This window comes from Mycobacterium sp. 852014-50255_SCH5639931 (assembly GCF_001665605.1).
GTDB lineage: Bacteria > Actinomycetota > Actinomycetes > Mycobacteriales > Mycobacteriaceae > Mycobacterium > Mycobacterium paraffinicum.
The window spans coordinates 268,408-283,137 of sequence record NZ_LZSV01000016.1 but is presented as its reverse complement, the minus strand read 5'-3'; the positions used below and the strand labels follow the sequence as shown (position 1 = coordinate 283,137).

The following is a 14,730-nucleotide window of genomic DNA, read 5'->3' as shown; positions in this document are numbered from 1 at the left end:
CCCCGTCACGCAGGAGCTTTTCTCCGGTGGTGGAAGGTGTTGGTGCGGGGTCCGCTCGGAGACCTGCCGGGCGAGGTCCCGCGTCTTGTCGGTGCGCGGACTTAAGCTCGCAATGCCCTGGTAACCACGCAGTTCGAAAGGGGGTCACCGCCATGCGATTCCTGCACACCGCCGACTGGCAGCTCGGCATGACCCGGCATTTCCTCGCCGGTGATGCCCAGCCGCGTTACTCCGCGGCCCGCCGGGATGCGGTGGCCGGATTGGGGGCGCTGGCGGCGGAGGTGGGTGCCGAGTTCGTCGTGGTGTCCGGTGATGTCTTCGAACACAACCAGCTTCCCCCGCAGGTTGTCGGACAGTCCCTGGAAGCCATGCGCGCCATCGGGATTCCCGTTTACCTGCTGCCGGGCAACCACGATCCGCTGGACGCATCCTCGGTCTACACCAGCGCGCTGTTCACCGCCGAACGTCCCGACAACGTGGTGGTGCTCGACCGGGCCGGTGTGCACGAGTTAAGGCCCGGGCTGGAGATCGTCGCCGCGCCATGGCGGTCCAAAGCCCCGACGACCGACCTGGTCGCCGAAGTCCTCGAAGACCTGACGCCGGAACCGGGCACCCGGATCCTGGTCGCCCACGGCGGGGTCGACGTTCTGGACCCCGACCGCGATAAACCCTCCCTGATTCGGCTCGCCGCGCTCGACGACGCGCTGGCGACCGGCACGGTGCACTATGTGGCGCTGGGGGACAAGCATTCCCGCACGCACGTCGGCAACAGCGGCCGGGTCTGGTACTCCGGCGCGCCCGAAGTCACCAACTTCGATGACGTGGAATCGGACCCAGGCCACGTCCTCATCGTCGAGATCGACGAAGCCGATCCGCGCCGCGCCGTCACGGTCGAATCCCGACATGTCGGCCGCTGGCGGTTCGTCACCATGCACCGACAGGTCGACACTCGCCGCGACATCGCCGACCTCGACGTCAACTTGGACTTGATGACCGAAAAGGACCGCACCGTGGTGCGGTTGGCGCTCACGGGGTCGCTGACGGTCACCGATCGCGCCGCGCTGGATGCTTGCCTGGACAAGTACGCGAGGTTGTATGCCTGGCTCGGCCTGTGGGAACGCCGCACCGACCTGGCGGTCATCCCGGCCGACGGCGAATTCAGCGATCTCGGTATCGGGGGATTCGCCGCCGCGGCGGTCGACGAGTTGGTGGCGACCGCGCGCGAGGCCGACTCGGAGACGGCGGTCGACGCGCAAGCGGCGCTGGCTCTGTTACTGCGCCTCACCGATAAGGGCGCCGCATGAAGTTGCACCGCCTGACCCTGACGAATTACCGCGGTATCACGCACCGGGAGATCGAGTTCCCCGACCATGGCGTCGTCGTGGTGTGCGGCGCCAACGAGATCGGCAAGTCATCGATGGTCGAAGCCCTGGACTTACTGCTGGAATCCAGGGACCGCTCGACGAAGAAGGAAGTCAAGCAGGTCAAACCCACTAACAGTGATGTCGGCTCCGAGGTAAGCGCCGAATTAAGCTGTGGCCCTTATCGATTCATCTATCGGAAGCGGTTCCATAAGAAATGTGAAACCGAGCTGACGATTCAGGCCCCGCACCGCGAGCAGCTCACCGGCGACGAGGCACACGAACGCGTCCGCGCGATGCTGGCCGAGACGGTGGACAGCGATCTCTGGCATGCCCAGCGGGTGCTGCAGTCCGCGTCGACCGCCGCGGTGGATCTGTCGGGCTGCGACGCACTCTCGCGCGCGCTCGATGTGGCGGCCGGCGACACTGGGGCGCTGTCGGGCAGCGAGCCGTTGCTCATCGAGCGAATCGACGCGGAATACGGCCGTTATTTCACCGCCACCGGGCGTCCGACGGGCGAATGGGCCGCGGCGATCACGCGACTGGCCGACGCGGAAGCCGCGGTCGCCGAGTACGCGGCGGCGGTCGCCGAGGTCGACGAGCGGGTGTGTCGGCATGCCGTCCTGACGGAACGGGTCGCGGAGTTGTCGCAGCAGCGCATCGCCGCCCGCCCCCGGCTCGCCGCTGCTCAGGAGGCCGCGGCAAAGATCGACGAACTCACCGGCCAGGCGCGGGAGGCCGAGTTGATTGCCGCCGCCGCAGCGGCGACAAGCGCCGCCGCGACAACCGCCCACCACTCACGCCTGCAACTGCTCGCCGAAATCAGCACCCGCACAGCCGTTGTCGCTACCGCCGAGGCCGAAGCGCAGGCAGCCGGCAACGCGCACGAGGCGGCGCGTGCCGAGGCCGAGGCCGCCGACGCCGCGACTCAGGAGGCCGCCGCGGCCCTTGCGGACCTGCAACTCCGCGTCGAATCCGCCCGGCGCGCCGTCGCTCAGCGAGCCGAACGCGAAGAGGCCGACCGGTTGAATGCCCGACTGGCCAAGATCGAGGCCATCCAGCGGGACCGCGATCAAGTGTGCGCGGCGCTCAGCGAGATCGCCATTACCGAGCAGCTGCTGCGGCGAATCGAGAACGCCGCCGCCGCGGCCGATCGCATCGGCGACCAGTTGGCGTCGACGTCCGCCGCGGTCGAGTTCACCGCCGCCGCGGACATCGAACTCGCAATCGGCGAGCAACGAGTGTCGCTGTCTGCGGGCCAAACCTGGTCCATCACAACCACCGGACCCACCTCTGTCCAGGTCCCCGGCGTGCTGACCGTGCGGGTCAGTCCGGGCGCCACGGCGCTCGATGTCCAAGCGAAACACACTGCCGCACAGCAAGAATTGTCCGCGGCGTTATCCACTGCTCGGGTAGCCGACCTCGCCGCCGCTCGATCTGCGGACCAGCATCGCCGTGAACTGCAGGGCAGCCGCGACCAGCTGAGCGCAACCCTGGCCGGCCTGTGCGGCGACCAGGAGATCGACCAGCTACGCGCGCGACTCGCAGAGCTGCGTGCCGCGCAGCCGGCAGAGGCCGGCCTTCCCGCGGCGGACGTCGGCGCGGCCCGCGACGAACTCGATGCACTCGAGAAGGCGCACCTGGCCGCGATGGCGGAGTGCGACGACCGCCGTCGGACCGCCACCGCCGAAGCCGCCCGGCTCACCGAATTAGCTACCCGGGCAACGGTTCTCCACAACACATTGCAGACGCAACGCGGTGAGCTCGCCGCCGCCGCCGACCGGCTGGCCAAGGAGCGTGCATCGGCCGGAGATGACGAGCTCGCGGCCTCGGCGGACGCGGCGCTGCAAGCGGCGCGGGCCGCCGAACGTCGTCATGCCGAGCTCGCCGACGGGCTCGCAGCGGCGAATCCGAACGCGGTACGCGGCGAATTAGCTTCTGCTACAAAGGAAGCCGAGGAAATGCGCGAACGCTACGAAGACGCCGCGCGCGCATTGCGTGAGATCACCATCGAACTCTCGGTGTTCGGCAGCGAGGGGCGCCAGGGCAAGCTCGACGCCGCGGAAACCGAACGTGAGCACGCCGCCAGCGAGCACATCCGGGTCGGCAGCCGGGCCCGCGCGGCGCGGCTGTTGCGCTCGGTCATGACGCGCCACCGCGACACCACGCGGCAGCGGTACGTCGAGCCCTATCGCGCGGAACTGGAACGGCTTGGCCGGCCGGTGTTCGGGCCAACGTTCGAGGTCGACATCGACAGCGACCTGTGCATCCGCAGCCGCACGCTCGACGGCGTCACGGTGCCCTACGAATCCCTTTCGGGCGGGGCCAAGGAGCAACTCGGCATCCTGGCGCGGCTGGCCGGCGCCGCCCTGGTCGCCAAGGAGGACGCCGTTCCGGTGGTGGTCGACGACGCGCTGGGGTTCACCGACCCCGACCGGCTGGCGAAGATGGGGGAGGTGTTCGACACGGTGGGCACGCACGGTCAGGTGATTGTGCTCACCTGCAGTCCCGACCGGTACGACGGCGTCAAGGGCGCGCACCGCATCGATCTCAGCGCCTAGCGCCAACCCGCTGAGCTGCGTCGAACCCCGCCTGTGGACCGGCGCGGCGGTGGCCGCCGGCCGTCCCGGCAGAATGGGATCATGGCGGGCCGACAGCGATGACGATGAATGCGAAGCGGCGCCGGGTGCAGGAGAAGCTTGCGGCGTTACCCGGTGTGCGGCCCGTGCGTCGGCCGATCTCGCCGGAAACCAGCGAAGAGTTCGATCTGTACTACGTGCGCACCGGCCGGAAGTCAGCGCACCCACTGGTCATCATCCCGGGCGGCCCCGGCGTGGCGTCGGTGCAGCTGTACAAGGGCCTGCGGCGCCGCGCGGCCGCTGCCGGCCTGGACGTCATCATGATCGAACACCGCGGGGTGGGTATGTCGCGCCACGACGACTCGGGCGCAGACCTGCCCCCCGAAGCGATCACCGTGAACCAGGTCGTCGACGACATCGCCGCCGTGCTCGACGACGCCCACGTCCACTCGGCCGTCATCTACGGCGCGTCGTACGGCACCTACATCGCCTCCGGGTTCGGTGTGCGCCATCCCGGCCGGGTGCGGGCGATGATCCTCGACTCTCCACTGCTGTCGCGGCATGACATTGTGATCGTGCGCCGCGCGATCCGTCGGCTCCTGCTCAGGGGCGATAGCCCCGAAACCGCCGCGCTGGCGCCCAAAATGCGCAAGCTCGTCGACGCCGGGGTGATGACCGCGGCGGCCACCCAGGTGGTGGCGACGATCTACGGCTACGGCGGCGCCGACCTGCTCGAGCGCGAACTCGACCTGCTGCTGGATGGTCGAAAGCTGTTGTGGTGCGCGATGTCCCGGTTCACCACCCTGAGCAACCTGCCGTATCGCTACGAGGAAGACCTGGTGAGCCGCATCGCGTTCCGCGAACTCGACTACGCCGCCGAACCCGACGGGCTTCCGCTGGACCCGGCCGTGGCGGAACGCGAGGCACGCACGCAGACGGCGACTTTCGAGGACGAGCCCTATGACCTGGTGGCCGAAATGCCGCATTTCGGCTGGCCCACCGCGGTGGTTTCCGGTGGCCGCGACCTCATCACCCCGCCGGCGGTCGCCGAGCGCGTGGCCGCGCTGCTGCCTCACGCGGTGCTGTTGAAGCTGCTCACCATGGCGCACAGCGCGCTGGACTTCCGCGAGCCCGCCGCGATCGCCATCGCCCAAGCGGTGTCGCGGGGCGAATTCGACGGGCTCGCCGCGAAAGCCCCGGCGCTCGACGCGCTTCCGCCGCGCCCGGAGCTGCGCCTGCTGTGGAAGGCGATCGGCGTTGCCGCCGCAGTGGAGGGCATCCTGCCGATCCCGGCGCCGCTGCGCCGGGTCAGCCGCGCATGAACCCGATGGCGGTGTAGCGCAGGTCGCCGAGCCCGGCGGCGCCGAAATTGGCCAGCGTGCTGCGGACCGCGACGTCGCCCGGCGATTGCGTCAGCGGCAGGCTGAACCCCTCGGCCCAGATGAGTTTGTCGAGATCGTTGGCCAACGCCCGCGCCTTGGCGGGGTCGAGTTCTTCGAGGGTCCGTTCGATCGCCGCGTCGATCTGTGGGCTGCCGATCTTGCCGAAGTTACTTTCGCCACCCGATAGGTAGATCTGGGTCAGCGCCGAGAGCGGGAAAGCATCGCCGAGCCAACCGAATTGGGCGATGTCGAAATCGCCGACGTTGATGTAGTTGGTGAAGAATCCGCTGCCGGACCGGGACACCAGTTCGAGCTTGACGCCGATCTGGGCGAGGCTGTGCTGGGCGATCTGGGCGAACTGCCGGCTGCCCTGGGCGTCGTAGAACAGATCGCGGATGACCAGTGGGCGGCCGTCTTTCTCGCGGAACTGGCCGTTCAACTTCCAGCCCAGCGCGTCGAGTTCCCGCCGGGCCTCGTCCGGGTCGTAGGGGACGGCTGCGCTGTTGTCCTGATAACCCTTCTGCCCGGCGACATAGATGTGGTTGCCCAACGCCACCGGATCACTGGTGAGGCCGTATTGGACGACCTTGGCGATGGTGCGCCGGTCGATGCCCTTGGCGACCGCGAGACGCAGCGGCTTGTCGGCCAGGATCGACCCGGGCGCACCGTTGAACGTGAAGTGAGACCACGCGGGGGCAGGGGCGCGCCGGATCGAGATTCCCTTCGTGCGCTGCGCGATGGTCAGCTGGTCGACCGTACCGACGCCCGACGCGTCGATGGTGTTGTTCTGCAGTGCGGGCAGCCGCGCGGCGTCATCCAGCACCAGGTAGGTGATGTTGTCCAGGCGCGGACGGGCGCCCCACCATTTCGGGTTGCGGGACAACACGATCCGTTGGGTGGTCCGGTCCAGCGACGTGACGATGAAGGGGCCGGCCGACGGGCCGGGCCCATCGAGTTGGCCCTTGTTGAACGCCTCCGGCGTGGCCGTGACGCTCTTGGGAAGCAGCATCCCGTTGCCGGCGAACATGCCGCGCCACTCGGCGTACGGTTTGGCGAAGGTCATGACGGCCTGCCGGTCATCGGCACCCCGGGTGACCGACGCGACCCGGTCGGCGCCGCTGGGTCCCGCGATCTCGAACGTCTTGTCCGCTCCGCTCAGCGCGTGGATTTGGCTGGCGATGTCTTCCCACGTGATCGGGGTGCCGTCGGACCACACCGCCTTCGGGTTGATCGTGTAGGTCACCACCTGCGGTGCGGTGCCGGTGAGTTCGACGTTGGTGAAGTAGTCGGTGTCGACCGTGGTCGAGCCGTTGGCGCCGATGATGAATGCCCGTGGCAACGTGGCCTTCATCATGGCGGCCACTTCGGCCGAATTGCCGTCGATGTGCAGGATGTTGAAGTTGGGCGGGAAATCGCTGAGCGCCAGCCGCAGGCTGCCGCCGTCCCGCAAGGTGGTGGGATCCTGCGGGTTGATATCGCTGGTTGTGCCGATCTCGGCGGCGTTGCGGCCGGTTTCCGGCATGACGTTGATGGCCGGTGAGCATCCGGAGACCGTAAGTGCCACAACGACAAGCGCCGTCGCGACCCGCCTAGACACGTTTGCCCGGATCCGGTTGTGGCACGGCGCCCAAAAGCCGCCGGGTGTAATCGTGCTGCGGATCGCCGAACACCTGCCGGCTGTCGCCCTGCTCCACGATCGCGCCGGCATACATCACCACCACCTGGTGAGCGAGGTGTTTGACCACCGAAAGGTCATGGGACACGAACAGATACGACAGGCCGAACTGCTCCTGCAGGTCGAGCAGCAGGTTGATGATGCCGGCCTGGATGGATACGTCGAGGGCGGACACCGGCTCGTCGAGTGCCAGGATCTTCGGTTGTAGTGCGACCGCCCGGGCGATGCCGATGCGCTGCTTCTGCCCACCGGAGAACTCGGCCGGATAGCGGGCGGCGTCGGCCCGGCGCAACCCCACGATGTCAAGCAGCTCTGCCACGCGCGCGTTGGTGTGGTCTTTGTCGAAGCCGTTGGCCAGCAACGGCTCGGCGATCAGGTCGAACACCGGCAGGCGGGGGTCCAGCGCGGCCACCGGGTCCTGGAACACCACCTGAATGTCGCGTCGCAACGATCGCCGGTGGGAGGCGCTCAGGGTCGCGACATCGGTACCGAGCACTTCGATCGAGCCCGATTGCGGTGCAACGAGCTCCAGGATCTCGTGCAGGGTGGTGGACTTGCCGGAGCCGGACTCGCCGACGATGCCTAGCGTGCGGCCCTGGCGCAGCTCGAAACTGACGCCGTCGACCGCGCGGACCTCCCCGACGGTGCGGCGTAACACCACGCCCTTCGTCAGCCGGTACGTCTTGACCAGATCGCGCACGCGCACGACGACCGACGAGTCGCCGGATTCGGTTCGGGGGGCCTCCGTGTTGACCCCGTAGATGTCCGCCGCGCTGCGCCCGTTCACCCGGTCGGTCCGGATGCAGGCCGCGCGGTGATCCACCCCGACCGGGAGCAATTCCGGTTCGTCCGCTCGGCATTCGTCGATGACGAGAGGGCAGCGCGGCGCGAAGGGGCAGCCGGGTTCCAGGCCAACCAAGGACGGGGGCGCGCCGGGGATGGGGACCAGCCGAGTGCCCTGGGCGGCGTCCAGCCGCGGAACGGAGCCCAATAGCCCGACGGTGTATGGCATTTGGCGATCGCGGTAAAGGTCGTGCACCCCGGCGGATTCGACGACCCGGCCGGCGTACATCACCAGCGCCCGGTCGGCGAACTCGGCGACCACGCCCAGGTCGTGGGTGATGATCAGCACCCCCGCGCCGGTGACGTCGCGCGCCGTCTTGAGCACCTCGAGGATCTGCGCCTGCACGGTGACGTCCAGGGCGGTGGTGGGTTCGTCACAGATCAGCAGATCCGGGTCGTTGGCGATCGCGATCGCGATCACCACCCGCTGCCGTTCGCCGCCGGACAGCTCGTGCGGAAACGCCCGGGCGCGCCGTTCCGGCTGCGCGATGCCGACCAGCCCGAGCAGTTCCACCGCGCGCCGGCGGGCGGCCTTCTTGCCAACGTGCGGCTGATGAATTTCGATCGCCTCGGCGATCTGGTCGCCGACGGTGTAGACGGGTGTCAGCGCCGACATCGGATCCTGGAACACCATCCCGACCGTCTTGCCGCGGAACCGCGACATCGCATCGTCCCCGAGACCCAGCAACTCGGTGTCGTGCAACCGCACCGAGCCGCGCACCCGCGCGTACTCCGGCAGCAGGCCCACCACCGCCATCGCCGAAACCGACTTGCCCGAGCCCGATTCGCCGACCATGGCCACAACCTCGCCCGGGGCGATGCTGTAACTGATGCCGCGCACCGCGGTCACCGGTTCGCCGTCCGTCGGAAAGTTGACGGCCAGGTCGGTCACCTCCAGCAGCGGGCTCACCGGGCGCCACCTCGCAGCATGCCGCTGCCGGGGTCCAGGGCGTCGCGCAGGCCGTCGCCGGTCACGTTGGCGCACACCAGGATCAACACCAGCACGCCCGCCGGGAACAGGAACACCCACGGGAAGGTGGTCGCGGACTGGGTGCCATTGGCGATCAACGTGCCCAGCGACACGTCGGGCGGCTGAATGCCGAAACCGAGAAAGCTGAGCCCGGTCTCGGCCAGGATGGCCGAGGCGACGTTGAGGGCGGCGTCGATGATCAAGATGGAGGCCACGTTCGGTACCACGTGACCGAGGATGATCCGTCGGCTGGAAACCCCCATGTACCTTGCGGCCCTGATGAATTCGCGCTCGCGCAGACTCATGGTCATGCCCCGCACCATGCGCGAGCTGATCATCCAGCCGAATCCGGCCAGCAGCAAGACGAGCATCAGTATGTTGGCCGAGCTCTTGGTTCGCGGTGTGACGATGGCGATGAGGATGAAGCTGGGCACCACCAGCAGCAGGTCGACCAGCCACATCAGCGCCCGGTCGCGCCAGCCACCGAAATAGCCGGCGATCGAACCGACCGTGGCAGCGATGCCGGTTGAGATGACCGCCACGCAGACGCCGATCAGCATCGACTTCTGCATGCCCCGCAGGATCTGCGCCAGCAAGTCCTGCCCCAGCGCGTTGGTGCCCAACCAGTGCCGGCTGTTCGGTGGTTGCAGCAGCGCGTCGAAGTCGAGGTCGTCATAGGAATACGGCAGCACCGCAGGCAGCGTGTAGCAGCCGACGAACAGCAGCACCAGCAGCGCCAGCGACACGACCGCCAACCGGTTGCGGACGAACCTGCGCAGCACAAGAGTCCGGCGCGAGGTGAACTCCGATGCCTTCGGCGCCGAGATGCCCTGAGCGCCTTCCACTTTGGGTTCGGTCGTCATGACACCCGCACCCTCGGATCAAGAGCGGCGTAGAAGACGTCGGAGAGCAGGCCGGCCAGCAGCACCACCGTGCCCGAGAACAGCGTGATCGCGGCGATGATGTAGGTGTCCTGTGTGGCGATGCCCTGTACCAGCCATTCACCCATGCCATGCCAGCCGAAGATCTTTTCCACGAACACCGCGCCGGTGACCAGCCCGGCCACCCCGTAGGCGAACAGGGTGGCCAACGGTATGAGCGCCGTGCGCAACCCGTGCTTGACCAACGCGCGCCGGCGGGTAAGCCCTTTGGCGCGCGCGGTGCGAATGAAATCCTGGCCCAGAACGTCGAGCATCGCGTTGCGCTGATAACGGCTGTATCCCGCGGCGGCGGCCAACGTCAGGGTGAGCGTGGGCAGAATCAAATGCCGCAACCGGTCCACCAAATGGTGCCCGAGCCCGCCGCTCACCCCCGGCGAGGTTTCGCCGGTGTAATCGAAGAGGTGCACGCCCAAAGCCCAGTTCACCCGCAGCGCACCCAGGATCAACAGGCTGGCGATGACGAACGTCGGGGTGCTCAGGACCAGCAGCGCCACCATGGTGACGAGGCGGTCACTGAGTCGGTACTGGCGGATGGCTCCCCAGGCGCCGGCCGCGATGCCGAGGACCGTGCCGGCCAGCGACCCGACGACCAGGAGCCGCAGGGTGACCCCGACGCGGCGCCAGAGTGTGGCGCCGACGGGCTGTCCGGTGATGGTCTTTCCGAAGTCGCCACGAACGGCGTGCGAGGCCCACTGCGCGTAGCGGATCGGTATTGGCTTGTCCAAGTTGAGCGCATGAGCCTTCGCATCGATCACCGACTGTGGCGGACGCGGACTGCGTTGCAACAGGCTGTCCAGTGGGCGGAACGCCACCGACGTCAGGCAGAACGTCAGAAAGGACGCCAGCGCCAGCAGCACGACGTAGTTGAGCAATCGGCGCGCCAAGAAGCGGATCATCCCCGACCACACCGCCCGCCTCGCATTGGGACAGGTTAACGAGCCGGGCCCGTCCTTGTGATCCGGCTGATTCTCATGAGTGAATTACGGGTGGTTCGTTGCTACTTTCAGGCCGCGATATCCCGAGGAGGCGCGCGTGACGGTTACCGATGACTACCTGGCCAACAACGCCCAATACGCGAGCGGCTTCCAGGGCCCGCTGCCGATGCCGCCGAGCAAACACGTCGCGGTGGTCGCGTGTATGGACGCCCGGCTCGACGTCTACCGCCTCCTCGGCCTCAACGAGGGCGAGACGCACGTCATCCGCAACGCCGGCGGAGTCGCCACCGACGACGTCATCCGCTCGCTCGCCATCAGCCAGCGGTTGCTGGGGACCCGCGAGATCATCCTGATCCACCACACCGACTGCGGGATGCTCACCTTCACCGACGACGACTTCAAGCGCGCCATTCAGGAGGAGACCGGCGTCAAGCCGCCGTGGGCGGCCGAGGCATTCCCCGACGTGGGCGAGGACGTCCGGCAGTCGCTGCGCCGCATCGAGAACAGCCAATTCGTGACCAAGCATGTCTCGCTTCGCGGGTTCGTCTTCGACGTCGCCACGGGCAAGCTCGAGGAAGTGACGCTCTAACCGACCTTGTAGGTGGCGAGGGCCTTCGCGACAAGCTGGCCCTGCGCGTCGACGATCTCGGCCTCGCAGTTGATCAGCGACCGGCCGCGCCGCAGCACCCGGCCGACGCCGATCACGTCGGTGGCCCGGGCGGGGGCCATGAAGTCCAACGTCATCGACACGGTTACGCCCCGCAGTTCCGGGGGTGCCTCGGCCCCGCACCACGCCGCCGCCATGACGGTCACATCGGCGAGTGTGGCGATAGCGCCTCCATGGACCATGTCGCCGATGGTGACGTTGGACGGGTCCCACGGCAGACGGAGCCTGACCTCGTGCTCCTCAAGTTGGTCGGCGACGATGCCCAGCTTGGCGACGAACGCCGATTGGGGGAGGAATTGCGCGATGACGTCGCGGCCGCTCGGTGGTGGGCCGGCGGGTGCAGGGTCGGAGGTCATCCGTTCATGCTGTCGCACCAGGCATCGGCCGGAAAAGGGTTGCCGCCGGTCTTGACCCGATACGTCGCATGGCCGTCCTCCGCGCCGTGAGGCGGCCCCCACTTGACAACCGTCGGCGCGAACTGATGCTATGGAGGGCAAAGCTGCCAAATATGACCGACTCAACCAGGTTTACCCGAGGAAGCTATGACCAGCGATCTGAAGGCGGCCCCCGCCGCCGGCCAGTACGAGTTGAGCCATCTGCGCTCGCTGGAGGCCGAAGCCATCCACATCATCCGGGAGGTGGCCGCCGAGTTCGAGCGGCCCGTGCTGTTGTTCTCGGGGGGCAAGGACTCCATCGTCATGCTGCACCTGGCGCTGCGGGCGTTCCGGCCCGGGCGGTTGCCGTTCCCCGTGATGCACGTCGACACCGGCCACAACTTCGACGAGGTGATCGCCACCCGTGACGAGCTGGTCGCCGAGCACGGGGTGCGCCTGGTGATCGCCTCGGTTCAGGAAGACATCGACGCCGGGCGCGTCGTCGAGCCGAAGCAGGGACGCAACCCGATCCAGACGGTGACGCTGCTTCGCGCCATCCGGGAGAACAAGTTCGACGCGGCGTTCGGCGGAGCGCGCCGCGACGAGGAGAAGGCGCGCGCCAAGGAGCGGGTGTTCAGCTTCCGCGACGAGTTCGGCCAATGGGACCCGAAGGCGCAGCGGCCCGAGCTGTGGAACCTCTACAACGGCCGGCACCACAAGGGCGAGCACATCCGGGCCTTCCCGCTGTCGAACTGGACCGAGTTCGACATCTGGTCCTACATCGGCGCGGAGAACATCGGGCTGCCCTCGATCTATTACGCGCACCGGCGCAAGGTGTTCCGCCGCGACGGCATGCTGCTGGCGGTCGACCGGCACATGCAGCCGCGCGACGACGAGCCGGTGTTCGAAGCGACGGTGCGTTTCCGCACCGTCGGGGACGTCACCTGCACCGGATGCGTGGAATCGGAGGCCACGACGGTGGAGGAGGTCATCGCCGAGACGGCGGTGTCCCGGCTGACCGAACGCGGCGCGACCAGGGCCGACGACCGAATCTCGGAGGCCGGGATGGAAGACCGCAAACGGCAGGGGTACTTCTGATGGCCACACCCACCACGCTGCTTCGCCTCGCCACCGCGGGTTCCGTCGACGACGGCAAGTCCACCCTGATCGGCCGCTTGCTCTACGACTCCAAGGCCGTCATGGAGGACCAGTGGGCGGCGGTGGAACAGACGTCCAAGGATCGTGGCCACGACTACACCGACCTGGCCCTGGTGACCGACGGCTTGCGGGCCGAACGCGAGCAGGGCATCACGATCGACGTCGCCTACCGCTATTTCGCAACTCCCAAGCGGAAATTCATCATCGCCGACACCCCGGGCCACATCCAGTACACCCGCAACATGGTGACCGGCGCGTCGACCGCCCAACTCGTGATCGTGCTCGTCGATGCCCGGCACGGCCTGCTCGAGCAGTCCCGCCGGCACGCCTTCCTGGCCTCGCTGCTCGGTATCCGGCACATCGTTCTCGCCGTCAACAAGATGGACCTGATCGGTTGGGACAGAGACAAATTCGAGGCCATCCGGGACGAATTCCACGCCTTCGCCGCGCGCCTGGATGTGCACGACGTGGCCACCATCCCGCTTTCCGCGCTGCACGGCGACAACGTGGTGACCAAGTCGGACCAGACGCCCTGGTATGAGGGTCCGGCGCTGCTGTCGCACCTGGAGGAGGTCTACATCGCCGGTGACCGCAACCTGGTCGACGTGCGGTTCCCAGTCCAGTACGTCATCCGGCCGCACACCCGCGAGCATCAAGACCACCGCAGCTACGCCGGCACCGTGGCCAGCGGGGTCATGCGTCCGGGAGACGAAGTCGTCGTTTTGCCGGTCGGCAAGACCACCCGCATCACCGCGATCGAAGGGCCGAACGGTCCAGTGGAGGAAGCGTTTCCGCCCATGGCCGTGTCGGTGAGCCTGGCCGACGAGATCGACATCTCGCGCGGTGATCTCATCGCCCGTAACAACAATCATCCCCGGGTCACGCAGGAATTCGATGCGACCGTGTGCTGGATGGCCGACGATGCGGCGCTGGAGCCTGGCCGCGACTACGTAATCAAGCACACCACCCGTACCACGCGCGCGAGGGTGACCGGGCTTGACTACCGGCTCGACGTGAACACCCTGCATCGCGACAAGTCCGCAACGGCGTTGCAGCTCAACGAGCTTGGCCGAATTTCGCTGCGTACCCAGGTGCCGCTGCTGCTCGACGAGTACACCCGCAACGCCAGCACCGGTTCGTTCATCCTCATCGACCCGCACACCAACGGCACCGTGGCCGCGGGCATGGTGCTGCGCGACGTCTCGGTGCAAACGGCGAGCCCCAACATCGTGCGGCACAAGTCGTCGGCCGTCGCCGAAGCCCGGCCGCGGGGCAAGACGGTGTGGTTCACCGGCCTGTCCGGTTCCGGCAAATCGTCGGTGGCCATGCTGGTAGAGCAGATGCTGCTCGAAAAGGGCACGCCCGCTTACGTTCTCGATGGCGACAACCTGCGACACGGTTTGAACGCCGACCTGGGCTTCAGCATGGCCGACCGCGCCGAGAATCTGCGCCGGCTGGCACATGTGGCCGCGTTGCTCGCCGACTGCGGCAACGTCGTGCTGGTGCCGGCGATCAGCCCGCTGACCGAGCAACGCGAGATGGCTCGTAATGTGCACGCCGCTGCGGGGTTCGACTTCGTCGAGGTGTTCTGCGATACCCCGATCGAAGAATGCGAGCAGCGTGATCCGAAGGGGCTGTACGCCAAGGCCCGCGCGGGCGAGATCGCGCACTTCACGGGCATCGACAGCCCGTATCAGCCGCCGGCAAACCCCGACCTGCGGCTTACGCCGGACCGTACCGTCGAGGAGCAGGCGCGCAGCATCGTCGATCTGCTCGAATCGCGGGCTTAGCGCACCGCCACAGCCCGGCTGCACCGGAATTAGCGCGCCGAGTGGCACAATCCTG

General features: G+C 67.7%; 11 protein-coding genes. 6 read left to right on the top strand and 5 right to left on the bottom strand.

Going from position 1 to position 14,730, the window contains the following annotated elements:
* Positions 1-152 precede the first annotated feature (152 nt).
* From A5758_RS09130 to A5758_RS09120, 3 genes are all read left to right on the top strand, one after another.
* Positions 153-1,304, top strand: a complete 1,152-nt coding sequence (locus A5758_RS09130; protein ID WP_067739154.1) for an exonuclease SbcCD subunit D — start codon at positions 153-155, stop codon at positions 1,302-1,304.
* Positions 1,301-3,922, top strand: a complete 2,622-nt coding sequence (locus A5758_RS09125) for an ATP-binding protein (RefSeq protein ID WP_067739151.1) — start codon at positions 1,301-1,303, stop codon at positions 3,920-3,922. The genes A5758_RS09130 and A5758_RS09125 overlap by 4 nt, the downstream gene beginning before the upstream one ends.
* 98 nt (positions 3,923-4,020) lie before the next feature.
* Positions 4,021-5,262 carry an alpha/beta hydrolase gene (locus A5758_RS09120; protein ID WP_067739148.1) on the top strand — a complete coding sequence of 414 codons (1,242 nt, stop codon included), beginning with the start codon at positions 4,021-4,023 and terminating at the stop codon, positions 5,260-5,262.
* Here A5758_RS09120 and A5758_RS09115 read toward each other — a convergent pair.
* From A5758_RS09115 to A5758_RS09100, 4 genes are all read right to left on the bottom strand, one after another.
* Positions 5,249-6,844: an ABC transporter family substrate-binding protein gene (locus A5758_RS09115; protein WP_231987267.1), complete on the bottom strand. Its 1,596-nt coding sequence runs from the start codon at positions 6,842-6,844 to the stop codon at positions 5,249-5,251. The two genes, A5758_RS09120 and A5758_RS09115, sit on opposite strands and share 14 nt — an antisense overlap.
* Before the next feature lie 67 nt (positions 6,845-6,911).
* Positions 6,912-8,750 (bottom strand): ABC transporter ATP-binding protein, encoded by a 1,839-nt coding sequence (locus A5758_RS09110; protein WP_067739145.1) that lies wholly within the window; start codon positions 8,748-8,750, stop codon positions 6,912-6,914.
* Positions 8,747-9,673, bottom strand: a complete 927-nt coding sequence (locus A5758_RS09105; RefSeq protein ID WP_067739142.1) for an ABC transporter permease — start codon at positions 9,671-9,673, stop codon at positions 8,747-8,749. Before A5758_RS09105 ends, A5758_RS09110 begins: the two co-directional genes overlap by 4 nt.
* Entirely contained in the window at positions 9,670-10,647 is a 978-nt protein-coding gene (locus A5758_RS09100) for an ABC transporter permease (protein ID WP_067202306.1), read from the bottom strand. The genes A5758_RS09105 and A5758_RS09100 overlap by 4 nt, the downstream gene beginning before the upstream one ends.
* 136 nt (positions 10,648-10,783) lie before the next feature.
* Here A5758_RS09100 and A5758_RS09095 point away from each other — a divergent pair, with 136 nt between their 5' ends.
* Complete coding sequence (locus A5758_RS09095) at positions 10,784-11,275, top strand: carbonic anhydrase (RefSeq protein ID WP_067739139.1); 492 nt, start codon at positions 10,784-10,786, stop codon at positions 11,273-11,275.
* On the opposite strand, the gene A5758_RS09090 is transcribed toward A5758_RS09095, so the two are convergent.
* Complete coding sequence (locus A5758_RS09090; RefSeq protein WP_067202301.1) at positions 11,272-11,709, bottom strand: PaaI family thioesterase; 438 nt, start codon at positions 11,707-11,709, stop codon at positions 11,272-11,274. The genes A5758_RS09095 and A5758_RS09090 overlap by 4 nt on opposite strands.
* A gap of 186 nt (positions 11,710-11,895) precedes the next feature.
* Between A5758_RS09090 and cysD the strand changes: the two genes are divergently transcribed.
* Positions 11,896-12,825 carry a sulfate adenylyltransferase subunit CysD gene (gene cysD / locus A5758_RS09085; protein ID WP_067202298.1) on the top strand — a complete coding sequence of 310 codons (930 nt, stop codon included), beginning with the start codon at positions 11,896-11,898 and terminating at the stop codon, positions 12,823-12,825.
* A complete protein-coding gene (cysC, locus tag A5758_RS09080) occupies positions 12,825-14,675 on the top strand; it encodes an adenylyl-sulfate kinase (RefSeq protein ID WP_067739129.1) in 1,851 nt (616 codons plus the stop codon). Before cysD ends, cysC begins: the two co-directional genes overlap by 1 nt.
* Positions 14,676-14,730 lie beyond the last annotated feature (55 nt).